The 21349-nt window shown below is 63.8% G+C and carries 24 protein-coding genes; 14 read left to right on the top strand and 10 right to left on the bottom strand.

Annotation, left to right across the window (positions count from 1 at the left end; genetic code table 11):
* Window positions 1-118 precede the first annotated feature (118 nt).
* The 4 genes from NO877_RS12490 to NO877_RS12475 all read right to left on the bottom strand — a co-directional run bounded on the left by NO877_RS12490 (window position 119) and on the right by NO877_RS12475 (window position 3390).
* Window positions 119-397 (bottom strand): ubiquitin-like small modifier protein 1, encoded by a 279-nt coding sequence (locus tag NO877_RS12490; protein WP_256396683.1) that lies wholly within the window; start codon window positions 395-397, stop codon window positions 119-121.
* Window positions 398-441: 44 nt separating this feature from the next.
* The gene (locus tag NO877_RS12485; protein ID WP_256396682.1) at window positions 442-1734 is read right to left on the bottom strand and encodes a DUF8167 domain-containing protein; all 1293 of its coding nucleotides are present in this window, start codon (window positions 1732-1734) and stop codon (window positions 442-444) included.
* Window positions 1731-2966 (bottom strand): potassium channel family protein, encoded by a 1236-nt coding sequence (locus NO877_RS12480; RefSeq protein WP_256396681.1) that lies wholly within the window; start codon window positions 2964-2966, stop codon window positions 1731-1733. Before NO877_RS12480 ends, NO877_RS12485 begins: the two co-directional genes overlap by 4 nt.
* Before the next feature lie 109 nt (window positions 2967-3075).
* Window positions 3076-3390 carry a hypothetical protein gene (locus NO877_RS12475; protein ID WP_256396680.1) on the bottom strand — a complete coding sequence of 105 codons (315 nt, stop codon included), beginning with the start codon at window positions 3388-3390 and terminating at the stop codon, window positions 3076-3078.
* 197 nt (window positions 3391-3587) lie between these two features.
* Here NO877_RS12475 and NO877_RS12470 point away from each other — a divergent pair, with 197 nt between their 5' ends.
* The gene (locus tag NO877_RS12470) at window positions 3588-4748 is read left to right on the top strand and encodes an NAD-binding protein (RefSeq protein ID WP_256396679.1); all 1161 of its coding nucleotides are present in this window, start codon (window positions 3588-3590) and stop codon (window positions 4746-4748) included.
* Here NO877_RS12470 and NO877_RS12465 read toward each other — a convergent pair.
* Window positions 4745-6079 carry a methyl-accepting chemotaxis protein gene (locus tag NO877_RS12465; protein ID WP_256396678.1) on the bottom strand — a complete coding sequence of 445 codons (1335 nt, stop codon included), beginning with the start codon at window positions 6077-6079 and terminating at the stop codon, window positions 4745-4747. The genes NO877_RS12470 and NO877_RS12465 overlap by 4 nt on opposite strands.
* 204 nt (window positions 6080-6283) lie before the next feature.
* On the opposite strand from NO877_RS12465, the gene NO877_RS12460 reads away from it, so the two are divergent.
* Both NO877_RS12460 and NO877_RS12455 read left to right on the top strand, forming a co-directional pair.
* Complete coding sequence (locus tag NO877_RS12460; RefSeq protein WP_256396677.1) at window positions 6284-6691, top strand: hypothetical protein; 408 nt, start codon at window positions 6284-6286, stop codon at window positions 6689-6691.
* A gap of 49 nt (window positions 6692-6740) precedes the next feature.
* Window positions 6741-7016: a ribonuclease P protein component 4 gene (locus NO877_RS12455; RefSeq protein ID WP_256396676.1), complete on the top strand. Its 276-nt coding sequence runs from the start codon at window positions 6741-6743 to the stop codon at window positions 7014-7016.
* An 87-nt stretch (window positions 7017-7103) separates the two neighbouring features.
* Here the strand turns inward: NO877_RS12455 and NO877_RS12450 are convergent, their stop codons facing one another.
* Window positions 7104-8345: a cation:proton antiporter domain-containing protein gene (locus tag NO877_RS12450; RefSeq protein WP_256396675.1), complete on the bottom strand. Its 1242-nt coding sequence runs from the start codon at window positions 8343-8345 to the stop codon at window positions 7104-7106.
* A 115-nt stretch (window positions 8346-8460) separates the two neighbouring features.
* Between NO877_RS12450 and NO877_RS12445 the strand changes: the two genes are divergently transcribed.
* From NO877_RS12445 to NO877_RS12430, 4 genes are all read left to right on the top strand, one after another.
* Window positions 8461-9354: an AAC(3) family N-acetyltransferase gene (locus NO877_RS12445; RefSeq protein ID WP_256396674.1), complete on the top strand. Its 894-nt coding sequence runs from the start codon at window positions 8461-8463 to the stop codon at window positions 9352-9354.
* A gap of 130 nt (window positions 9355-9484) precedes the next feature.
* Window positions 9485-10015 (top strand): 50S ribosomal protein L16, encoded by a 531-nt coding sequence (locus NO877_RS12440; RefSeq protein WP_256396673.1) that lies wholly within the window; start codon window positions 9485-9487, stop codon window positions 10013-10015.
* A 45-nt stretch (window positions 10016-10060) separates the two neighbouring features.
* Window positions 10061-10936: an ATP-grasp domain-containing protein gene (locus NO877_RS12435; protein ID WP_256396672.1), complete on the top strand. Its 876-nt coding sequence runs from the start codon at window positions 10061-10063 to the stop codon at window positions 10934-10936.
* A gap of 50 nt (window positions 10937-10986) precedes the next feature.
* Window positions 10987-11349 carry a hypothetical protein gene (locus NO877_RS12430; protein WP_256396671.1) on the top strand — a complete coding sequence of 121 codons (363 nt, stop codon included), beginning with the start codon at window positions 10987-10989 and terminating at the stop codon, window positions 11347-11349.
* 17 nt (window positions 11350-11366) lie between these two features.
* On the opposite strand, the gene NO877_RS12425 is transcribed toward NO877_RS12430, so the two are convergent.
* A complete protein-coding gene (locus tag NO877_RS12425; protein ID WP_256396670.1) occupies window positions 11367-11690 on the bottom strand; it encodes a nuclear transport factor 2 family protein in 324 nt (107 codons plus the stop codon).
* Between the two features lie 107 nt (window positions 11691-11797).
* On the opposite strand from NO877_RS12425, the gene NO877_RS12420 reads away from it, so the two are divergent.
* Both NO877_RS12420 and NO877_RS12415 read left to right on the top strand, forming a co-directional pair.
* Window positions 11798-12298: a DUF367 family protein gene (locus tag NO877_RS12420; RefSeq protein ID WP_256396669.1), complete on the top strand. Its 501-nt coding sequence runs from the start codon at window positions 11798-11800 to the stop codon at window positions 12296-12298.
* A gap of 65 nt (window positions 12299-12363) precedes the next feature.
* Window positions 12364-13521, top strand: coding sequence for a hypothetical protein (locus NO877_RS12415; RefSeq protein WP_256396668.1), 1158 nt, complete (start codon window positions 12364-12366; stop codon window positions 13519-13521).
* An 11-nt stretch (window positions 13522-13532) separates the two neighbouring features.
* Here the strand turns inward: NO877_RS12415 and NO877_RS12410 are convergent, their stop codons facing one another.
* Window positions 13533-13892 (bottom strand): DUF5518 domain-containing protein, encoded by a 360-nt coding sequence (locus NO877_RS12410; RefSeq protein ID WP_256396667.1) that lies wholly within the window; start codon window positions 13890-13892, stop codon window positions 13533-13535.
* A 184-nt stretch (window positions 13893-14076) separates the two neighbouring features.
* On the opposite strand from NO877_RS12410, the gene NO877_RS12405 reads away from it, so the two are divergent.
* The 3 genes from NO877_RS12405 to NO877_RS12395 all read left to right on the top strand — a co-directional run bounded on the left by NO877_RS12405 (window position 14077) and on the right by NO877_RS12395 (window position 18499).
* Window positions 14077-16464 (top strand): heavy metal translocating P-type ATPase, encoded by a 2388-nt coding sequence (locus NO877_RS12405; RefSeq protein WP_256396666.1) that lies wholly within the window; start codon window positions 14077-14079, stop codon window positions 16462-16464.
* Between the two features lie 105 nt (window positions 16465-16569).
* Window positions 16570-16866: a WNWW family protein gene (locus NO877_RS12400; RefSeq protein ID WP_256396665.1), complete on the top strand. Its 297-nt coding sequence runs from the start codon at window positions 16570-16572 to the stop codon at window positions 16864-16866.
* 400 nt (window positions 16867-17266) lie between these two features.
* On the top strand, window positions 17267-18499 hold the full coding sequence (locus NO877_RS12395; protein ID WP_256396664.1) for an MBL fold metallo-hydrolase: 1233 nt from the start codon (window positions 17267-17269) through the stop codon (window positions 18497-18499).
* 40 nt (window positions 18500-18539) lie between these two features.
* Here the strand turns inward: NO877_RS12395 and NO877_RS12390 are convergent, their stop codons facing one another.
* Entirely contained in the window at window positions 18540-19982 is a 1443-nt protein-coding gene (locus NO877_RS12390) for a response regulator (RefSeq protein ID WP_256396663.1), read from the bottom strand.
* Window positions 19983-20276: 294 nt separating this feature from the next.
* On the opposite strand from NO877_RS12390, the gene NO877_RS12385 reads away from it, so the two are divergent.
* On the top strand, window positions 20277-20675 hold the full coding sequence (locus NO877_RS12385; protein WP_256396662.1) for a hypothetical protein: 399 nt from the start codon (window positions 20277-20279) through the stop codon (window positions 20673-20675).
* Here the strand turns inward: NO877_RS12385 and NO877_RS12380 are convergent.
* A complete protein-coding gene (locus NO877_RS12380) occupies window positions 20672-20965 on the bottom strand; it encodes a DUF6360 family protein (RefSeq protein WP_256396661.1) in 294 nt (97 codons plus the stop codon). The genes NO877_RS12385 and NO877_RS12380 overlap by 4 nt on opposite strands.
* A gap of 63 nt (window positions 20966-21028) precedes the next feature.
* Here NO877_RS12380 and NO877_RS12375 point away from each other — a divergent pair, with 63 nt between their 5' ends.
* Complete coding sequence (locus NO877_RS12375; protein WP_256396660.1) at window positions 21029-21337, top strand: hypothetical protein; 309 nt, start codon at window positions 21029-21031, stop codon at window positions 21335-21337.
* The last annotated feature ends 12 nt before the right edge of the window (window positions 21338-21349 follow it).

The raw sequence follows: 21349 nt of genomic DNA, 5'->3' as shown, positions 1-21349 counted from the left end.
GTTCTAAACATACTTCGAGTAGAATGAGGGTTGAATTAAATTTTTGTGACAGACGAAAGAGTGATTGAAGAACCGTTATAACTCCTGTCCGGGCGCACATATCCCCCACTCCAGCGGATCAACCACCGCTGACGGGCGGAAACAGCGCCAACTCGTCGTCTTCCTCAACTGGCGTCGACAGGCCTTCGGATTCCCGAACGTTCACGCCGTTTCGAAGCAGATTCAGATGGGGTTCGATCTCGCCGTCGTCAGTATAGATACGCGGCTCCAGGACCGGATGGACCTCGATCAGCCCGTCGAGCGCGTCGGCGACGGTCGGCTCGTCCGCGGCGAGGTCGACCGTCACCTCGTCGTCGCTGGCGACCTCCGCGAGATCGGCAAACAGCTTCCAGTGCATACCGCCACTCACGGCCCCGCGAGTATGAGAATTGCGACGGTCGCCTACTCGGAATCGTCGAGGTCGACCGGAGCCCCAGAATCGGGCTCGGCCTGTTCGGTCGGCTCGGCGTCGGCCTCGTCGTCTGACACCGGGGCAGGAGTTGTCGCCCAGCCTTCGAGTTGGCGAAGCACGTCGGGCCGTGCGAGGACGTAGATCGTGTCGCCGCTCTCGAACTGGCGGGCCGACTCGGGGAGGGCAGTCAGTTTCTCACCCGACGGGCGGATCGCCAACACGGCCGCCGCTACCGTGTCGGCCGTCTCGCCGACCAGCATGCTGTTGGCCTCGACTGTTACGGTCCCCATCGTCTCGTCGACGCTCCGCAGCAAGGTCGCGAACTCCCGGTCGGCCTGTGGCTCGGCGGGCATCGTCAGCAGTCGGTAGCGCTCGGTGGGCGACAGCAGGCCCGCGTCGGCCTCGTCGACCGCGAGAGTCACGACATCGCCAGCGACGCCGCGGATCTCCCCGCTGGTGAGCCGCTCGGTGGGCTCGGCGGTCGACCAGACCTGTACCTGATCGCCCGAGGTGGCGTTGTTCGGCGGATCGGCCCGGATCGCCACCGCAACCGTCCCGGGGGCGATCGTCGCCCCGACCCCCGCCGCGCGCGAGCCGACCGCGAGATAGTCGACGCCTCCCTCGGCAGTGAGATCGACGTCGACGTAGCCCACGCCGTAGTCCTCCTTCAACCGGCTGACGAGCCGACTCCGGAGTTCCTCGACGGTCAGCCGCCGGGGGAACACCAGCGTCTTGCTCGCGAGTTCGGCCTTCGTCTCCTCGGTGACCGGATCGTAGCTCTCCATGTCCTCGATCTCCGAGGGGAGCCGCACGGAGGTCACCCGGCCGACCGACCGGACCATCGTCGATACCTCGGCGTCGATCTCGCCGAGGCCGACCAGCGAAAACAGCTGGGAGGCGATGGTGTCGCCGATTCGACGGCCGACCGGGGCCGCCACCGTCGAGACGCCGAGCGCAACGACGTTGAAGAAGACGACGCCGGGCCGAAACAGGTCGACCGACCCTTGGCCGACGACCACGCCGAGGGAGGCCGTATTGATATAGAGGGCGACCACCGCGACGCCCGCGAGGATCGCGATCCCCTCCGGAATGAGCGACTTGAAATACCAGCGGTAGGCGACCGTCAGCCCGCCCGCAGTGAGAACCGAGAGGACGGCGAAGACGACCAGATTGACCGCCGCGGTTGTCGGCTGCTCGAAGGTGACACCCGACTGCAAGAGGGCCAAGGGGTCGACTGGGCTGGCCGAGAGCGTGTCGAGAGAGCCGAGAGGTGGGAGACTCATACGGCCACCTCCGCGAACGCTGCCAGCGCCTCGCGGCTGCCGATCAGATAGAGGCTGTCACCGGCCGACAGCAGTTGGCTCCCGCGGGGAGCGACCTGCCAGCCATCGTGGTTGGCGGCGACGATCAGCACGCCGTAGCGGTCCCGCACGTCGGCCTCGCCGATCGTATGGCCATCGAGCGGCCCGCCGGGTTTGACGGTCTGCTTCCGGAAGCGGATACCCGACCGGCGGAGCAGCGAGACGAGTTCGAACTCCCGGCGTGTCCCCCGCGAGAGAACGATCACCTGTGGCTCACTCGCCGCCAAGAGTGTCTTGGCGGCCGTCCGGTCGACCACAACCGTCACGCGTCCCTCGCCGCCGGTCGTCGTCGAGGCGGTCGGCGGCTTCGGCACGGACGGCTCGGGGTCAATTCCGCCGTCGGTCGCAAGATCGTCAGTCGGTTTCGGGGCGGGATCGGCAGGTTTGTCGCCGGAGCGGGCCGCGATCAGCGTCCCGGTGACCGTGTCGTCGGCGGTGACGATCCGGACCGACTCCCCGCGGGTCATCCCGCTGGGAACCAGCGCCGACAGCGAGACCGCCCGCTTGCCGTCGGGGACGCGTTTCGAGGTGCTCCCGATCGGCGGGGCCGCCGCGACCGACGCGCGGGCGCGCTCGTCGACCGATACCGTCACATCGGCGAGATCCAGCTCGGATTGCAGCCGGTCCGCAAAGCGAGTTTCCAGCTCGTCGACCGGCAGATCGGCCGGGAACGTCCACTGGCCGGTTTTGATCTCCTCCTGGAGGTCGGCGGGCAGCGGCGGGTAGCCCTCGATATCATTGACCTCGCCGGTGACGGTCACCCGGACCTGGTTCCGGCCGCCGACGAGTTCGATCACGTCCGTGTTCAGCGTTCGATCCCGGAGCTGGCGCAGCGAGATCCGTTTGGGCACCGAGCCGCCGAGTTTGTCTCCCTGCGAATGGGCATATAAGGCGAGCATGAGGACGACGATGATCGCCGTCAGGAGGGCGACGGCGTTCTGCGAGGTGCGGATGTTCTCGTCGTTGAGCGCCATGAGCCCGCCGTTGACGCCCGCGATTCCGAGTGCGAGGACGACGACACCGAGGCCGGGGATCGAGACGTTCGTGACGTATTTAAATAGGAAGCCGAGAACGCCAGCGATCAGCGCCGGAATGATCCCGGTGAGGACGCCGAGATAGATGCCCAGCAGGATCTCGAACGGAAGCGCAGTCATTGGCCGCTTCTATCGGTACTCCGGCTTAAAGTGTCGGTTGAGGCCGATTGTCACGTCCCGTGAGACAGCTGGGGGTCGATCGCAGTCTGTCGATCGCAGTCGGCCGATTTCAGTCGGCCCGCTGCCAGCCGTCGGCCGCTTCGAGCGTCGAGACCGCCGACTCGAACTCCGATTGGGTGACGCCGTAAAACTGCTCTCTGCCGACGGGGGTTCGCACCTGGAGGAGGTCCGTGTGGTTCGTGACTCGATAAACGCTGAGCATCCACCCCGCCTCGGTCCGGTGCCACTGGCCTTCGAGCGTCGACTCCTCGTCGTCGATGACGCGGGAGCCCAGCTCCCAGCTCAGCCGCGTCGTATGGGCGATATCGAGCGGTACGGCCGCGGGGAGTCGGCCACACTGGTTCCGTGTGTCATGGACAGCCATACACAACCGACGGAAGTCTATCCTGAAAAATCCAACTGTTCGCCGCTGTCGGCGAGGGTCGGTGCCGTCGTCGCTCGATGCCGCCTGCAGCTGTCGTCGGACTCTACCAACGTAACCGCCACAGTCGATACGTCGACCATGAACGCGTCGACCACGATTCCACGGCTATTAGTAGGCCGCTCACAGAGGGACGAGCGATGAAGTGGACACACGACTGGGTGACCGTCCGGGCGTCGATCCTGCTGACGTTCGCGGTCGCGGTCCTCTCGATCATCGTCGGGCTCGTCCACATCTCGACCGGCGGCGTCGACAGCGCGCTGGCGATGTACGTCCCGGATGGGGTTCGGCGTGCGGTCGGGTTTACGGGGACGCTGACCGGCTTTACGATGCTCGGCAGCGCCTACGCCCTCAAACAGCGGTTCCGGGTCGGCTGGTACGCCACGGCGATCCTCCTGCCGATCACGGCGATCCAGGGCCTGTTGCAGGTCTCGCCGTTTTCGGTGCCGCTGGTCGCCGTTTCGGTCGTCTCGGTGCCCGCGCTCTTTTATAATCGTACACGGTTCGACCGGACGTTCTCGCCGTCGCCGACACAGCTCGCGGCGGGGATCGCCCTGGTCACGGCGCTGTCGTACGGCACCTTCGGCTCCTACGCGCTCCGCGAGGAGTTCGACGGCATCGTCACGCTCACCGACGCCTTTTATTATACCATCGTCACCGCGAGTACCGTCGGTTACGGCGACGTGACGGCTGCACCCTCCTCGGAGCTCGGAAAACTGTTTTCGATCTCCGTCCTGCTTATCAACGTCGCCGCCTTCGCGGTCGCCCTCGGTGTCCTACTGACGCCCGCCATCGAAGCCCAGCTCTCCAAAGCACTCGGAAGAATGACAGACAGCCAGTTCAACCTCCTCGACGAACACGTCGTGATCCTCGGCTACGGGGATCTGACCGAACCGATCATCGAAAACCTCAGCGACAGCGTCCAGTTCGCGGTCATCACGACCGACGAAAGCGTCGCCCGACGGCTCTCTGACCGTGATATCCCCGTTCTTACGGCGGACCCAAGCGACGAAGAGCCGCTCCAGCGGGCCGGAATTGCGGACGCCAGAGCCGCCATCGTCGCCACCGAAAACGACGCCAAAGACGCCCTGGCGATTCTCACCGCCAGACAGCTCAACGACGAGATGCAGATCCTCGCGGCGGCGATGCAGCGGGAGAACGTCGCTAAGCTCCGCCACGCCGGAGCCGACCGCGTGATCAGCCCCAGCGAGATCGGCGGCCGACTGCTGGCGAACTCCGCGATCGGCAAGCGGGACGCCGAAGCGGCCTCCCAGCAACTACTCGGCGAGGAACTCGACTAGTGTAGCTGCTGGACGCTCCGGCTGATCTCCTCGACGTTGTCGGCCTGTTTCTCGTTGGCCGCGGCGATCGATTCGATCTCCTCGGCGACGGTTTCGGTCTCCTCGACGAGTTCGGTCACCATGCTGGCGACCTCCTCGGTCGAGACGGCCTGATCGTCGGTCGCACTTGAGACCTCCTGGATCCCCTGGGAGGACTCCTGGACGGCCTGGGCGATATCCTGGAGGGTGTCCATCGCGTTTTGGACCTTTTCGATCCCCTCGTCGACCTGCTCGGTGGTCTCTTCGAGGCTCTCGACGGTGTCGTCGGCATCGGATTTGATCTCCTCGATCATCTTCTCGATCTCGGTGGCGTGTTCCTGGGACTCCCCGGCCAGCGATTTCACCTCATCGGCGACCACCGCAAAGCCCTCGCCTGCCTCCCCGGCCCGGGCGGCCTCGATCGAGGCGTTGAGTGCGAGGATGTTCGTCTGGTCGGCGATGTCGTTGATGACCTCGACGATCTCGTCGATCTCGTCGATCCGGTCCTGGAGGGTGCCCACGTCGGTCGAGACGTCCTGGGTGGACTCGTCGACGCGCTGCATCACGTCGATGGCTTCGGTGGCGGCGTCCCGTCCCTCGTTGGCGAGCTCCTCGGCGTTCGCACTCGTCGCGGCAACCTCTTCGGCCGTCGAGGCGATCTCCTCGACGGTCGCCGACATATCGGCGATCTCTGTGGCGACCTCGCTCATCGAATCCGCGGAGTTGTGGGCGTGGTCACTGATCTCGTCGGTACTGTCGCTCAGCTCGTCGACCGTCTGTCTGATCGCCTCGACGCCGGATTCGATGTCATCGGCGACGAGCCGCTGCTGTTGGCGCTGCTGTTCGATCTGTTGGAGGTGTTCCCGCTGTGTGAGGGCGCTTTCGATGATCCCGAGCAGCGTCTCCAGGAGATCGTGTTCCTCCTGGAGCCACGGGCCGTCGTCGGCTGGCGGCCGCTCCTCGGTGTAGACGACATCGATCACGATCCGGGTCCCGCTGTCGGTCACCGTCTCGTGGGTCAGCGGTTCGCCGGTTCGCTCGAACCCCGCCGATTCGGCGATCCGGTCTCCCGCCGCGATCTGCGCCTCGGTCACGCTCGGGTACTGGAACCACTGGGTCAGTTCGCCCACGTAGCTGTCGATCAGCTCGCCGATCGGCCGGTCGGAGCCGACAAAGAGGTCGGTCGCCCGCGTGACTGCTTCCAGTTCCTTGGTTCGCTCCTGGAGTTCGACCTTGGCTTCCGTCTCGCCCAGCCCGCTGTAGGACTCGTCCAACCGGTACTGCGACGATGGCAACTCGCCTGACTGACTCATATCAGTTATACTGGTATCCCAACAGGAAATAACCTGCTGGCTCAATTATCTGTCCTGATAGTGGTCCGCTTTGGCTGATACCACGCGCGTCGGCCGCGCAGTCCTCGGCCATGATTTGTGCCTCCGACCGGCGCTCGGTGTCGCGGGTCACGCCACACGTATCGATGAACAACCGTTTTCCGTCCCCCCAGCCAACGGGAGACCATGACAGACGAGCCAGACCAATCGGATGTCGATGAGGAGCCCACCGAGGGCGACGACGAGGAGAAATCGTTCCGCGAGCGGGTCGAGGAGATCCGCGAGAAACGTCAGCAGGAACGCGAGGAACGCGGCGAGGGCGGCGCGCCGAACCCCGAAGAGATGATGGGCGGTGGCGGTCCGGGCGGCATGGGCGGCGGTGGCGGCAACCCCTTCGCCCAGATGATGGGCGGGATGATGGGCGGCGGTGGCGGCCCACCCGGCATGGGCGGCGGCCCCGGCGGTCCCGGCGGTCAAAGCGAGGAGTCCGGCGTCGGCAACGAGGAACTCGTCCGCGAGGTCCGACAGCTCCGCGATGAGGTCCGCGACGCCAACCGCGAGCTCCGCCGGATCGCCGACGCGCTCGAAGACTGACCACTGCGGTTCGGAACACCTAACCGACACCCACCTCGCTTTGTAGCTGATGAGTATCGCCGAGGAGCGGATCGATATCCTGTTCGATCTCGCCCGGTCGGCTGCCTCCGACGGCGAGTTCGACCGCTCCCGAAAGTACGTCCGGCTGGCCCGCCGGATCGCCGAGCGGAACCGGTGTGGCCTCCCACGGGAGTTCAAGCGCTTTACCTGTAGCCGGTGTGATGTCGCCCTCCGCCCCGGCGTCAACGCCCGCGTGCGCCTCAATAACGGCCACGTCGTGATTCGGTGTGACTGTGGCGCAACCCAGCGGTATCCGTATAAATAACTACGACTGCCTCGAAACCGGGACGCGCTCCGAAGCGCGACCCCACGTTACGCCGTGTTTGGGATTGTAGCAGCTCGTCGTTTGCGCTCACCACCAGTCGGCGTCGTCATCGAGTCGGCCGTAGCGGAGCGTGAGCAGCGTTCCAGTCGCCCCGTGAGCCAGAATCGAGCCAGCGACGACGAGCGTCACGATCGGCCAGATAGCTTCGATACCAGTCTCCCTGACAGCGAGTGTCGCATAGAAGACCGCAGCGATCCCGATAGGGCCGAACCAGCCCATAAAGAGCATCGCGGCGGGTCGGTCGAGGGGGTCGATCGCTGGACTCACCGCGACCATCATCGGGAGGCGTCGAAGGAGGAGAATCCCGACGACAAGGGCGACGCCAGCCCAGCCGAGGGCCTGCCACTCGCTCCACGGAATCACCATGCCGAAGAGGACGAACACGGGGAGCGTGAACAGCCGGTTGAACACCTCCTCGATGCGCTGTTCTTTGGCTTCGTCCTCCGGGTCGGCCTGCCAGTTGTAGGCGAGTCCGGCAGCGAACACCGCGAGGATTTCGTTGCCCCCGAGCAGCGTGACGAAGCCGACGACACCGAGCGTGAGTGCGACCGTGATCGTGAACACCGACGTTTCCTCCAGATACTGCTCGCCGCTCACCCAGCGTTCGAGCCGACCGACAACCGCACCGATCAGGGCCCCAAGCAGTATCGCACCGACGACCTCGATCAACAGGATTTGCGTCGACCACTCGACAAGGGCTGGACGGAGCGACTCTCCGACCAGCAGAATCGCCAGAAAGACGAACGGGTAGGCACCGCCGTCGTTCGCCCCGGCCTCCGCCGAGAGGAGATACCGGATTCGCTTCGGAATGTTCCGTTCGGCCGTCTTACCGATGACGATGGAGTTGGCCAACACCGGATCGGTCGGCGTAATAACTGCGCCGACCAGCATGGCGACGAGAAACGACACCGGAAGCACCGCGTACGTCACGAGCCCACTGACGAGCCACATGATGACCATCCCCGGACCGAGGAGGGCCGTCATCGACTTCCAGCGGCGTCGAACGTAGTTCTCCGGCAGCCGTAAGGCGATACTCGTCACCGCGAGGGCAACCGTCAGTCTGGCCGCCTGCTCGATCACGATCAGGGGATCGGCCCACGTCGACAACTGAAAGGCGTCGAGTCCGTGTGGACCGATTGCAATGCCAAAGCCGACCGCCATGATCGGCTCGGAGGGGAGGTACTGGCGGCTTTGCAGCAGCCCCGTCGAAAGATCGAGTACCAAGAGCAGCCCACTGATCAGCGCGAGGGCGATGTTGAGGTCGCTCATACGGGGGCTACTCCATCGGTCGAAGCCACATTAGTCGGTCTGTCCGGTGATATATGAATGGAAACAACGACGCAACTGAATGGCGTTATCACTGGGTAGTTGGGCACAACGGCTAATGGCGAGTATGGACACAGTGAGACAGATGTTGTCTGGGTCGGAACGCCGCCTTCCCATCTCCGAGAGGCTCCTCTCGCCCGACAGGCTGATCGAACAGTATCAGGCTGCCCGGACGATCCGGAACCGTGCGGCGATGGTCGCCCGGCGTCGGCGCCGGGCGGGATCGGCTGGCTCCGTTGCTGAAGCACGGCTGGATCAAATCTTAGACCAGTACAGCGACGAGACCGTCTTCGTCCATATCGGGCTCAGCGATATCAACGCCGCTTTCGAGGGCAACCCCTTCGAGTTCATCGTCGACAAACTCGACGAGCAGTTCGACAGTATCCTGACGCCCGGCTTCACACCCTCGTTCCGGAAAGACGACGGCCGCGTCTACCACAAACAGTACTCGAAACCTCGGTTCGGGACGTTCTCACAGCTGTTTCACTCGGCCGCCGACTACCGGACCGACGACGCGACCAACTCGATTCTGGTTCGCGGCCCCTACCGCTTCGAGGACTGTGACCACCACGACTCCTGGGGAAAATCGAGCTGTTTCGGCGCGCTCGACGACGATAACGTCCAGTATCTGAATATCGGCACCGACTGGCTTACTGCCTCCCAACTCCACTACACGGAGTGTTTTCGTGAGCTCCCGTACGTGGAGATGGTCGACTACGACGGCGTCATTTATCACGACGAGACCACCCACGAGGAGATCACCCAGCGGACCCACGAGTACCAGCGGTCGGTGACGTGGAACCGCGCCAAGGTCGCCGATGACCTCGCCGAGGCGGGCGTCCTCGACCGCTACAACTGCAACGGGCTCCGGATATTCGCGTTCAACGCCCGTGAGATGCGAGAAGCGCTCGCGCCGAAGCTGGCGACCGATCCCTACTATCTGGTGACCTGAACGTCGACACCGACTCATCGGCGAGGCGGGGCGGCGTGTTCGTCCGTGTGACAGCCTCACAGGCCCCGAAATCGCCGGATGCCATCGAAGGCTTTATTCGGGGCTGTGGCGTTCGACTCGACAAGTAACCATGGGAGAGAAACCCGCCTCAATGTACAGGGATATCGACAAGCCCTCGTACACACGACGTGACTACATCACCGGGATTCCCGGCTCGAAGATCGCACAGCACAGCATGGGTGACCTGCAGGCCGATCCCGACGACTATCCCGTCGAGATCAGCCTCGTCTCCGAGGAGGCCGTCCAGCTCCGTCACGGCTCGCTCGAGTCCTCGCGGCTCTCGGCGAACCGCCACCTGCTGAAAACCCTCGGTGAGGGCGAGTACAAGATGCTCCTCCGGAAGTTCCCCCACCAGATCCTCCGGGAGAACAAACAGGCAACCGGCGCGGGTGCGGACCGTGTTTCGGACGGAATGCGCCAGTCGTTCGGCAAGATCGTCGGCACGGCCGCCCGAATCGGTGCCGACGAGCCGATCTTCACGGCCTACTGTACCGCCGAGCAGGCTCCGGTCGTCAAGGAAGCGTTCCGACGCGCCTACAACAAGATCTCGCCGCCGTGCCGCATCGTCGTCGAGCGTGGCGAGCAGCTGCTCGTCTCGTAGCGCGAACCAGCACCACTTTTGCCGTCTCCCTCGAACCGCGAGCGTATGCTCCGGCTCGCCGTCTCGACCACCGCCGAAACCTTCGACCGACTCCGCGAGCCACTCGCCGACCGCGGCATCGAGGTCGGCCACCTTCAGGCCAAAGAGCGGTCGATCCGACTGACCGACCGCGAGCCAGTCGACCCCGCCGACCGCTTCGATGTCGGCTTCGTCTTTCCCGGTCGGCTGATGGAGGGCACCGCGGTCGACGCCATCTATGATCTGCCGTGGGTCAACAGCCGCGAAGCAGTCCTCACCTCCCGCAACAAGGGCGGCGTGATCGCCGCTCTCGATGCGGCCGACCTGCCGGTCCCCGAGACGGTGATGCTCTCGAACCCGGTCGACGAGTCGGTCGTCACCGAGGCCGTTTCCGACCTCTCGTTTCCGGTGGTCGTCAAACCCAACTCCGCAACGCGGGGAGTCGGGGTTGCGAAAGCGGGCGATGTGGACTCGCTGCTCGGGATCGTCGACTACCTCGATCTCGTCCACGACTACCGGGCGACCGGCGACAAATCCTATCTGCTCCAGGAGTACCTCCCCAACGCACGAGACTACCGGGTGATGGTCGTCGACGGCGAGTACGTCGGCGCGGTCGAACGTCGGCTGCCCGAAGAGCTGGGCGAGGGCCGGTGGAAACACAACGTCCACCGCGGCGCGGCGGCGACCGGTGTGGAGCTACCGGCCGAGCATCGGCGGCTCGCCGAGCAGGTCGCCGTGGAGCTTGGGATTTCGTATGTAGGTGTCGACCTCCTGGAGACCCCCGACCGGCTCGTGGTCAACGAGACCAACGCCCGGCCGACGGTCGACGCCGCGACGAAGTATGAACCGGATTTCTACGATCGGCTGGCAGCACTTATCAAAGAGACCGCTCGTGGGGAGTAGATGTCGGTCGATAGGAACGCCTATCAACCAATTTGTTGAATTATTTGGAGATGCGGCTGCTTAAATACAATATCGCGATCTTCGCAGTGATGGCAGGCGTTGGGAGCGTTGTGTCCGTGCTCATCGGATCTACTGGGCCACCGAGAATTGCGACGATATGGGGGATACCAGTTGGTGCGGTCATCGGGATCAATATGGGTCTTACCGAGGCAGAGATGACCGCCGAGTTCCAATCGTTAAAATCCGCGGCTCTGTGGGCGTTTGCTGCGGTCTCAATCGGGCTTTCAGTAGTAGTTACCTATCGTGAATTGGGAACTGGATCTGTGAGTGCGGATCTCGCTTTGATCGTCCTCCCCGGGCTGGTCGTGTTCCTGTTTTTCACGCCAGTCTCGAAACTCGTTCAGCGTGTCTGACCTCTATTAAAAAAGGATTACGAGAACGTCTCGACCGCTCGAATTCGCCCCTCCTCGAACCGAAACACGTCGATGAACGCGAACAGTTCGGAGCCCGCCGCATCGAACAGTCGGCCGGAGGCCGCGAGACCCTCGGCCGATTCGAGGAGGGTGTCGACGCGGTGGGTCGTATCGGTATTGGGGCGGCCGGTCTGCATGAACTCGACGAATGCCTCGCGGCTCTCGAAGCTGCGGTCGGGGCGCTGTTGGACGAACTCGGGGTGAAGGATCGACCGCAGGGTTTCGTACTCGTCGTCATCGAGACACCGGTAGTAGTCGGCGACGAGCGTCGACTGATCCATACTCGCCGGTGGGGTGGATCAACAAAGAGGCTTCTCCCCGGCCGAGTCGGTCGCCACCGATCTCGAACGCGCCGTTTTTAGCGGTCGGGAACCGAAATGAGGCCACTGTGGACCTCCACATCCGGTACGAGGGCGACGACGACCCCCAGAAGTGTACGGCCCGGAAGCTGGCCAAGTTCGACCGCGCTGAACTCCACCGTAGCCACCGGGCCACCCCCTACGGGATCGTCCTCAACCCCCACGCCGAGCAGGCCCTCTCGCCTGCCGATCGCTTGGTTGCCGAGGACGGCGCACTCGTTGCCCTGGATTGCTCGTGGGAATCCGCGGGCGAGGCCCAATTTTCCCTGGCTGGCGAGCACCGCGCGCTGCCGTATCTGGTGGCCGCCAATCCCGTCAACTTCGGTCGACCGATGCAACTCACAACTGTCGAAGCGCTCGCCGCGGCCCTCTGTATTTTCGGCGAGCGCGAGCAGGCCGAGGATATCCTCTCGAAATTCACGTGGGGCGAGACGTTCCTGGAGCTCAACGACGAACCCCTCCGACGCTACGCGGACTGTGAAGACTCGGGGGAAATCGTCGACATCCAGCAGGAATACCTCGACCGGTGACGCTTCTACCGCGACAGTCACCCGAGAACGAATAGCCTATCACCAGCCGGTTTGAGACGAAGCCAATGAGCGATCCCGTCCCGGAGCGTTCGCTGGCCGACCACCAGCGCGTTGTCGACCGCATCTGGACGCAGTATCCCGACCGACAGAACCGTACCTCCTCGTCGTGGTGGTGGTTCATCCTGTTTCCGGAGGGCGACGAAGGGTACGGTCCCGAACAGCTGATGTTTTCGATCGCCTCGCGTGCAGGCGACGACATTCGGGTCAACGATATCCCGATGGCTGGACTCGATCTCGACCGCTCGGTTGTGGGAGGTGTCGACGAGTTCAGCGCGATCTCGGTGGGCTGGTACGGCGACGACGAGGCGGTCCAGGAGGGCCTCGTCAATCAACCCGCCACCGCACGGCTCTCGCCCGATGGGTCGATCACGGCGTGGGCAGAAAGCGAGGACGGAACCAGGCGCGGCGGCGAAATCCGGGACGCAGCCGACCGGCCACTCGGACTGGAGGCCCACTTCGCCGGAAAAAAGGGCGAGGCGAGATTCGAGGCGTGGGGCGACCTCGAAAACCGCGTCGACTCGCCGGTCCAGGCGATGGATACCGACACCGCGGTCGGCGGCATGGATCTCGTCGCCTGGCGACGGATGCAGTTCGAAGGCGAGTTCGACCTCCCCGACGGCCCCGAACAGTTAGAGGGGATCTGCTACTTCCAGCGCGTCTGTCTCAACCTCCCGCTGTTCCCCTGGAAGTGGATCTGGGCGTTTTTCCCCGACGGGACGGCGTTTTCGGCGTTTATACCGTTCCTCGGCCCGCAGGTGCTCCGGCGGGGCTATCGCTTTTTCGACTCCAAGCGCCTGGAGCGGTCGACGCTCCCTGTCAGGCAGTCGGCCCTGTGGGATTCGGCCACCGGCGACCGGATCGTCGAGTTCGAGTCGGCGACCATCGAGCCGGTGTTCGACGGCGGCCCGCACCCGGATTTCGAGGTCGAGGTGAGCGATGGCGACGGTAACCGGGTGGCGTTCACGGCGACCAGCTACGGTCACGCGCGCAACTACATCGACCGCCCCATACTCGGCGGGCTAACCGAAAGCCACTGGAGCTACAACGAGTACCTGTTCCGGATGGATGATTTAACAGGCGAGATCGAGGGACGGCACATAAATCGAGAGTCGATGGGACAGGGGTTCGGCACGCTCGAATACGCCTGCGGGCTCGGACTGTAACCGTCCAGGAGTCACGAGAAGACGGCACCGAGTGCGCCAGCGAGGGCACTGTCGACGGCGAAAATAAGCGTCACGACTAGCCCACCGACGAGCACGCCGCCGAAGCCGAGCGCGCCGCCGAGTGGCCCGCCAGCTAATCCCAACACGCCCACCACGACCGCGAAGCCGACCGTGAGTACGAGTCCGGCAACCGAGCCCGCAAGCAGGCCGTGCCACGCACCACTCATCAGCCCGCCACCGGCGACGTAGCCCGCTGCCAGCCCGCCGATAATCCCGGCTCCGATGTGGCCGACAACAGGAAATCCTGTCGCCAAGGCACCTGTGATCACGATCACGAGAAAGCCGATACCGACCGCTCGCCAGTTTGTCATACCTGCTGTAGGCGGTCCCAGAGCAAAAGCCCGACGGCGACCGCTGGGGCAGCCAACTACCCCTGTCTCGACGAATCCTCCGGACATATTATTAAAAAGAGGTCCCTGATAGCCAATTATTCTAGCAACTAACCCCCTGTTTTAGCAGTTGAGTTAATAACCTTCGAGCAGCTACGCCCTAGTAATGACTGCAGATGACGCCATCGAGGAGCCGGCCGACAGCTGTTGTGACAGCGACAGCTGTAGCGCCTCGGTCGACAGCGGTGCGACAGCCGGTCGGCCGAGCGAGGCGGCTGAAACCGTCTCGCTGTCGGTGCCGTCGATGGACTGCGCATCCTGTGCAAACAAAGTCGAGTCGAGCGTCTCGAAACTCGACGTGGGCGAGATCGATCCCCGACCCACCTCGGGGACGCTGCTCGTCGGCTACGACCCAGAGAAGGCGACGCCCGAGGCGATCCGCGACCGCGTCGAAGCCGCTGGCTACGAGATCGAGGACGACGAGACACCACACGAGCCGAGGGCGGTCTGGAAAAGCAGCCGCGCGATCCGGACCGGACTTGGAGCCCTGCTCATGCTCGTCGGGATCACCTTCGAGTGGCTCGTCCCCGGCGCGAACGCGACCATCGGGACCGTCCTCGGCGCGGAACTCGGACTCGACTGGCTGGCCTACGTCGCCGCGGCCGGGGTCGCCGGTACCGAAATCGTCCGGAACGGCTACTACTCGATCCGCAACTGGAGCCTGGATATCGACCTGCTGATGACCGGCGGTATCCTTGGCGCGCTGGCGGTTAATCTCCCCTTCGAGGCCGCCACGCTCGCGGTGCTGTTTAGCATCGCCGAGTTGCTCGAACGCTACTCGATGGATCGGGCCCGCGGCTCCCTGCGGGAACTGATGGAACTGTCGCCCGAAACCGCGACGATCCTCGAAGACGGCGAGGAACGCGTCGTCCCCGCCGAGGAAGTAACCGTCGGCGACCGCGTGGCCGTCCGGCCGGGCGAGAAGGTCCCGGTCGATGGGATCATCCGCGAGGGCGACAGCGCGCTCGACGAATCCCCAATTACCGGCGAGAGCGTCCCCGCCGACAAGGGACCGGGCGACGAGGTGTACGCGGGCAGCCTGACCGAGGCGGGCTATCTGGAGATCGAGGCGACTGCCCCGGCTGACGAGTCGACCATCGCCCGCGTGATCGAACTCGTTGAGGCCGCCGAGGGCCAGCAAACGGAAACCGAGCAGTTCGTCGACCGCTTCGCAGCGGTCTACACCCCGATCGTCGTCGTGGCCGCGCTGGCGACGATGGCGATCCCGCCGCTGCTGTTCGGCGGGCCGTTCACCCAGTGGTTCGTCCGCGGGCTGACCCTGCTGGTGGTCGCCTGTCCCTGCGCGTTCGTCATCTCGACGCCCGTCTCGGTCGTCTCGGGGCTGACGAGTGCGGCCCGCAACGGCGTCCTGATCAAAGGCGGCACCCACCTCGAAGCGATGGGCGAGATCGAGGCGGTGGCCGTCGACAAGACCGGGACGCTCACCACGGGCGATCTCGGCGTCACCGACGTCATCGCGCTCAACGGCAACAGCGAATCCGACGTGCTGGCCTGCGCCGGGGCCCTCGAACGGCGGAGTGAGCACCCGATCGCCGACGCCGTGGTCGACTACGCCGACCACCAGTTGTCGGAGCGCGAGGGGCGGAGCGTGACGAACTTCGAGGCGATCACGGGCGAGGGCGTCCGTGCGGAGCTGGACGGGGTCACCCACTACGCGGGCAAACCGGGGCTGTTCGCCGACCTCGGCTTCGATCTCGAACACGCCCATTTGGAGGCCGACGGCGGCGTTGCTGCCGATCTCGCTGCGGGCGAGAGCGAGGACGCAGCCACGCTCCAGGAGGAACTGGCAGCCTGCGAACACGGCAGCTACGTCGATCTCGTCTCGAAGACGATCCCCCGACTCCAACGCGAGGGGAAGACGGTCGTCCTCGTCGGGACCGAAGACGAACTGGAGGGTGTCATCGCTATCGCCGATACCGTCCGGCCGGAGTCGGCGTGGGCCGTCGACCGGCTTAAAAAGGCGGGCATCGAGCGCGTCGTCATGCTGACCGGCGACAACGAGCGCACAGCCCAGGCGATCGGCCAGCAGGTCGGCGTCGACGAGGTGCGGGCAGATCTGCTGCCCGAGGAGAAGGTCGATGCGGTCCAAGAACTCCGGGAAGCCCACGACGGTGGCGTGGCGATGGTCGGCGACGGCATTAATGATGCTCCGGCGCTGGCGACCGCCTCCGTGGGGATCGCCATGGGAGCAGCGGGGACCGACGCGGCCTTAGAGACGGCGGACATCGCGCTGATGGCCGACGAGCTGAGTCGGCTGCCGTATCTCTACGATCTGTCGACCGCAGCCAGCGGCGTCATCCGGCAAAATATCTGGTCGAGCCTGGGGGTCAAACTCCTGCTCGGCGTCGGCGCGCCGCTGGGCTACGTCTCGGTGCTCATGGCCATCGTCATCGGCGATATGGGGATGAGCCTCGGGGTCACCGGCAACGCGATGCGACTGGCGGGCGTCGAACCGGCCGAACCCGACCAGTAGTTCCCGGATAGCCTCCGGCTGGTTTCGTCGTTCGTTGCTGTTTGTGATGTGATTCCGTAGCACGAATTCGTGAGCGTCTTATCCGCTGAGCCCCCACCAGTAGGTGTGGACACGAATCGCCTCACACACACCCTCAACGAGGAGTTCGGCGGCAGTGAGGCCGAACTCCGTGTCGTCACTCGCCAGGTCCGAGACCTCGTCGACTCCGGGCAGGTCGTCGCGGATCGCGGCCGGGAGTTGACCGTCGACGAGCTTGTCGATCATCTCCAGGATGCCCCCGAAGGGTCGGATCTCATCGAGCGGTGGAACTGGTGGATGGGCGCGCTCGATGTCGCCTACGGTGGCTACGAACGGTTCTCGGTGCGCTTCCTCAGAAACGACGAATCGGGTGTGAACACGTAGCGTTGCCCGCCCTCCTCGCGGTCCCAGAGCGGTAGCCAACGACCGAGCCCGGTATCAACAGACTGTGGCGCGGACGCTTTTCCGGAGTTGGTCTGGAAGATCGTTCAGCACAGTTGATTAGCTATCGTGAATTTTTATATGATTGTCAGAAAGGTTGGATTCGTGACAGCGATCGAATTAGAGTTGTCGGTACTGAATATGGTGGTGATTGTGGCGATATAGACAACAGTATTTGTTGTTCTGACTGTTCTCTCGCCACCGTTGTTATCGAATGTAGTACTATCAGGGGTTGCGGGCGGTATTTCGTTCGTTCTTTCGCTGTTGTATCTGCAGGAGTCGGGAACGTAAGCACGTACGCGAACCGACGGATGAAAACGTCTGCAGCGGCGACAAACCAGTAATGGATGTGCAGTTTCTCGGCGGGGCACGAGAGGTCGGCCGGAGCGCGATCCTCGTCAACGATCGGCTTCTCCTGGATTACGGCACCCTCACTGCGACCCCACCGCAGTACCCCGTCGGCGACGTAGAGCCCGAGGCAGTCGTCGTCTCCCACGGCCACCTCGACCACGTCGGCGCGGTTCCCTCGCTGCTGTCGGGCTCGAAACGCCCCGAAATCCACTGGACGCCGCCGACTGCCGAACTCGCTCGAATTCTCGCGCGTGACACCCTGAAACTGCATGGGGGTACCATGCAGTGTCCGTTTACTGAAACACACGTCGCCCGGATGGGCGAGGTCGACACCCGCCACGGCTACGCCGAGACCTTCGAGGCGGCGGGCCACGAGATCACCTTTTATAATGCGGGCCACATCCCCGGCTCGGCGCACGTGCTCGTCGACGACGGTGACACTCGCCTTTTATATACCGCTGATTTCCACACGGACGACACCCGGCTCCTAGAGGGGTCGACAGCGCGGCCCGAGGCGGACGTGGTGCTCTGTGAGTCGACTTACGCCGACGTACGCCACGACGACCGCAGCGGGGTCGAATCGCGGTTTGCGGAGACCGCCCGGACGACGATGTGGGAGGGCGGCACGGTTGTCGTCCCGGCGTTCGCCATCGGCCGGACCCAGGAGTTGCTGCTGGTCTGCGAAGCCCATGATCTGGACTGTTATGTCGACGGGATGGGTACCGAAGTACTGTCGATGCTCCGGCAGTACCCCGAGTTCCTGCGGGACGGCGACGCCCTGGGTCGCGCGGCCCGCCACGCCCGAGAGGTCACCGGACGGGACGGCCAGCGCAAGCGGATCGCCGACCAGAACACGGTGATCGTCACCACCAGCGGGATGCTCTCCGGTGGCCCGGCGATGACCTACATCCCTGAAATCCGGACCGGCCCGGTGAATCGAATTTCGTTGACTGGGTATCAGGTCGAGGGGACGCCCGGACGGGAGCTCCTGGAGACGGGCCGCTGTGAACTCAACGGTGGGATCTATCCGGTGTCGGCCCAGACCGATCTGTTCGACTTCTCGGCGCACGCCGATCACGATGGGCTGCGGTCCTTTTTAAGTGAGTATGAGGGGTCGACGGTGCTGGTGAACCACGGTGATTCGTGTGCGGCGTTCGCCGAGGAATTGCGTGAAGATGGGTACGAGGCGCAAGCTCCGGAGCTTGGCGAGACAATCGAGTGTTGAGGGCTGTGCGACCGGCCAACCTACTGGCTCGTTTGTTGGATTATCCGGTATGTTTCGTCGACACCGCATCCACCGACGCCGACTGGAGACTCTCGATACCCTTGATATTGAACCGAACCCCGCCACTCGCGGCGGTCGTCGACTCGATCTCCCAGTCGTGTTCGTGGACGATCTGCTTGACGATAGAGAGACCGTAGCCCGTACCCTCGTCGGCGGTCGTCACCCCCGACTCGAACATATCCTTGGTGATTTCGGGTAAGCCGCTACCGTCGTCGGCGACGTACAGAGCCGTCTCGCTCATCCCCGAGCCGACCGTAATCCGCTCGGCATCGCCGTGTTCGACGGCGTTCTCGAAGAGGTTCTCGAAGATGCGCTGGAGCTGGCTTTCGTCGGCCCGCAGCGAGGCCGTCTCCGCGACGTCGATCCGCAGCTCCGCATCGCCGGTCTCCGCAAACGCCCACGCCTCCGTGAGCAGTTCTGTGAGTTCGACCGTCGTTTTCTCGAACTCCTCCTGGCGGGCCATGCGCAACAGCTCGTTGATCAGGTTCTGCATCCGGTTGTGCGCCGAGGCCACTGTTTCCAAGTGGGTGAGCTCGCCGGTCTCTTCGGCCAGTTCGAGTCGGCCTTCAGCGACGTTGAGTGGTGTTTTGAGGTCGTGCGAGAGCGTCCGAGCGACCGATTCGAGCCGCTGATTACGCCGCGTGAGCTCCTGAACCCGGCGTTTATCCCCAGTCACGTCGGTCGAATGAACGAAGACGTTGTCGCCGACCGGATGGGCACGGATCGTCACCCAGCGATCGGCCGCCTCGAGATAGGCTTCGGTTTCGACGGTCTCGCCCGTCTCCGAGACCGACCGGAGCGCGTCTTCGACCCCCGTCTCGCTGATGGTCGGATGAACCTCCCACAACGGCTCGCCGATGACGTCCTCGGGCGTCGACCCGGTTCGGTCGGCCATCTGCTCGTTCCAGTAGGTGACCGTCCACTCGCCGTCGACCGCATAAAAACCATCAATCTGGTCGAACAGCGACTGCAACTGCTCGCGGGCCAGCGTTGCGTACCGCTCGGACTGGCTGTGTCCGACGGCTTGTGTGATGCGATTGGCTAACAGTTCGTAGACTTCCCTGTTGCCCGATTTTTGGAGGTAATCGGTCACTCCAGCCGAGATCGCCTCCGAGGCGACTTTTTCGCTTCCCTGCCCGGTAAAGAGGATATACGGGAGGTTCGGATACTCCTCGCGGACGTCCCGGAGGAGCTCGATACCGTCGGTCTCGGGCATCTCGTAGTCGCTGACCAGACAGTCGACGGTGTTTTCTTCGAGATGAGTCCAAGCGTCCTCGACGTTCGTCACGGTAGTCACCTGTAGCACGGGATCGATCCGTTCGAGATACAGCGCAACGAGGTCCCCGAAATCCGGTTCGTCGTCGACGTGCAACACGCGGATCGGCTCGGAGCGAGCCGGTCCGTCCAGTATCGAGTTCATCATTACTCACCCCTCGTTGAACTGGCGCGTGAGGAGTTGTTGAAAGACCCGGTACGCAGCCATAGCTGGTGCGTATCACGGTTCATAACGGATTCGGATATTGATTCCTGCATGGAAAAAGTTTTTGAAATAATAGTGAATACAACTCCCTGATAACCGTATTTCGCTGATATAACTGCCTCTCAGACCGATCTGCGTTGGTCGACGGTCACTGCTTTTCTGTCCGACGTTCTGTGTCGACAGACCTGTCTCGGTGCCTGAATCAGCCCTTTAGCTCGCAAGCCCCAAGACAAGCCTATGGCTGACCAGGACGACCCTGATCTCTCGGCGGCCGAAAAGAAAGCCCTCCACGACATCCAGCACGCGACCGAACACATTTATCAGGGGTTCGGCGACCTTCTCGCGTTCCACCACAAAGTCGGCCGCGCGATGGACAAACTCGCCCGCGCCGAGGAGGCCCTCCGCGAGGCGGGCCACGAGGAGTTCGCCGACGAACTCCGCGAGAAGCATCTCCCCTCCGGGGCGGTCGACGATATGTGGACCTACGAGGTCGTCGAGACGTTCCGCCACGGCTTTCTCTCGGATATCACCGACTTCGACGACCGGATCCGGGCCGACCTCGCAGACGGCGACCACCACATCACCGAGAGCGAACAACAGGACGAGTGGCGCGAGCGCGTCGACTGGGAGCCCTAATCCTCGCTTTCGTCGAGATACGAGTCGACTTTGGCGGCGTACCGTTCGAGCTCCGAGGCCAGCTCGCGGGCCTGCTCCGGCGTAAGCCGAACACGGTCGGCGTGGGCCGGAAGGTGCTCCAACTCGGCGTTGTCGAGCTCCAGTTCCAGTTTGACGTGGTCGGGCTTCTTTCGCGGCGCGGTGGCGTTGACGACGGCATAGGCCGATTCGGTAAAGTCGTGGGCCTCGGCCTCGCCGTCGATCAGGTCGAGGGTCGTGTAGGCGTTGACTGAGAGGAGTCGGTCGGACATAGGGGGACCAAAGACGGGCTGACTCTTGAGCCTTTATGGGTTGGGAGCACGATCAATTCGATAATGGCCGTCGACAGCCGATCAGCAGTCGAGGAGCAGGTTCGCACCACGGTCGACAAAACCCTCGATGCGACTGTCTCCTGGACGCTCACCGAGACTGCCGACGGCTACCGGATCACTCTCCCCGACCGAGAACTCGAAATCAGCCAGTACGAGGGCCCCGAGGAGGCGGCCCACTGGCTGCTTACGCTCCGAGCCGACGGCGAGACAGTGAGCAAGTTCGGTCCCTACGAGTCAGCCGCGGAACTCGGCGACCAACTCGAAACTGTCCTGACGAGCGACGTGTTCTACACCGTCTGTTGTGACGGGTAAGTGGGGGCCGTA

This window comes from Halohasta litorea (assembly GCF_024494645.1).
GTDB classification, from domain to species: domain Archaea; phylum Halobacteriota; class Halobacteria; order Halobacteriales; family Haloferacaceae; genus Halohasta; species Halohasta litorea.
Note: the sequence above shows the minus strand (reverse complement) of the source record. Positions and strands in the feature narration are given on the sequence as shown.

Excerpts from the sequence above, each read along its gene's own strand:
- NO877_RS12490 (WP_256396683.1), bottom strand. The coding sequence starts at position 397 with ATGCACTGGAAGCTGTTTGCCGATCTCGCGGAGGTCGCCAGCGACGAC.
- NO877_RS12485 (WP_256396682.1), bottom strand. The coding sequence starts at position 1,734 with ATGAGTCTCCCACCTCTCGGCTCTCTCGACACGCTCTCGGCCAGCCCA.
- NO877_RS12480 (WP_256396681.1), bottom strand. The coding sequence starts at position 2,966 with ATGACTGCGCTTCCGTTCGAGATCCTGCTGGGCATCTATCTCGGCGTC.
- NO877_RS12475 (WP_256396680.1), bottom strand. The coding sequence starts at position 3,390 with ATGGCTGTCCATGACACACGGAACCAGTGTGGCCGACTCCCCGCGGCC.
- NO877_RS12470 (WP_256396679.1), top strand. The coding sequence starts at position 3,588 with ATGAAGTGGACACACGACTGGGTGACCGTCCGGGCGTCGATCCTGCTG.
- NO877_RS12465 (WP_256396678.1), bottom strand. The coding sequence starts at position 6,079 with ATGAGTCAGTCAGGCGAGTTGCCATCGTCGCAGTACCGGTTGGACGAG.
- NO877_RS12460 (WP_256396677.1), top strand. The coding sequence starts at position 6,284 with ATGACAGACGAGCCAGACCAATCGGATGTCGATGAGGAGCCCACCGAG.
- NO877_RS12455 (WP_256396676.1), top strand. The coding sequence starts at position 6,741 with ATGAGTATCGCCGAGGAGCGGATCGATATCCTGTTCGATCTCGCCCGG.
- NO877_RS12450 (WP_256396675.1), bottom strand. The coding sequence starts at position 8,345 with ATGAGCGACCTCAACATCGCCCTCGCGCTGATCAGTGGGCTGCTCTTG.
- NO877_RS12445 (WP_256396674.1), top strand. The coding sequence starts at position 8,461 with ATGGCGAGTATGGACACAGTGAGACAGATGTTGTCTGGGTCGGAACGC.
- NO877_RS12440 (WP_256396673.1), top strand. The coding sequence starts at position 9,485 with ATGGGAGAGAAACCCGCCTCAATGTACAGGGATATCGACAAGCCCTCG.
- NO877_RS12435 (WP_256396672.1), top strand. The coding sequence starts at position 10,061 with ATGCTCCGGCTCGCCGTCTCGACCACCGCCGAAACCTTCGACCGACTC.
- NO877_RS12430 (WP_256396671.1), top strand. The coding sequence starts at position 10,987 with ATGCGGCTGCTTAAATACAATATCGCGATCTTCGCAGTGATGGCAGGC.
- NO877_RS12425 (WP_256396670.1), bottom strand. The coding sequence starts at position 11,690 with ATGGATCAGTCGACGCTCGTCGCCGACTACTACCGGTGTCTCGATGAC.
- NO877_RS12415 (WP_256396668.1), top strand. The coding sequence starts at position 12,364 with ATGAGCGATCCCGTCCCGGAGCGTTCGCTGGCCGACCACCAGCGCGTT.
- NO877_RS12410 (WP_256396667.1), bottom strand. The coding sequence starts at position 13,892 with ATGACAAACTGGCGAGCGGTCGGTATCGGCTTTCTCGTGATCGTGATC.
- NO877_RS12405 (WP_256396666.1), top strand. The coding sequence starts at position 14,077 with ATGACTGCAGATGACGCCATCGAGGAGCCGGCCGACAGCTGTTGTGAC.
- NO877_RS12395 (WP_256396664.1), top strand. The coding sequence starts at position 17,267 with ATGGATGTGCAGTTTCTCGGCGGGGCACGAGAGGTCGGCCGGAGCGCG.
- NO877_RS12390 (WP_256396663.1), bottom strand. The coding sequence starts at position 19,982 with ATGATGAACTCGATACTGGACGGACCGGCTCGCTCCGAGCCGATCCGC.
- NO877_RS12385 (WP_256396662.1), top strand. The coding sequence starts at position 20,277 with ATGGCTGACCAGGACGACCCTGATCTCTCGGCGGCCGAAAAGAAAGCC.
- NO877_RS12380 (WP_256396661.1), bottom strand. The coding sequence starts at position 20,965 with ATGTCCGACCGACTCCTCTCAGTCAACGCCTACACGACCCTCGACCTG.
- NO877_RS12375 (WP_256396660.1), top strand. The coding sequence starts at position 21,029 with ATGGCCGTCGACAGCCGATCAGCAGTCGAGGAGCAGGTTCGCACCACG.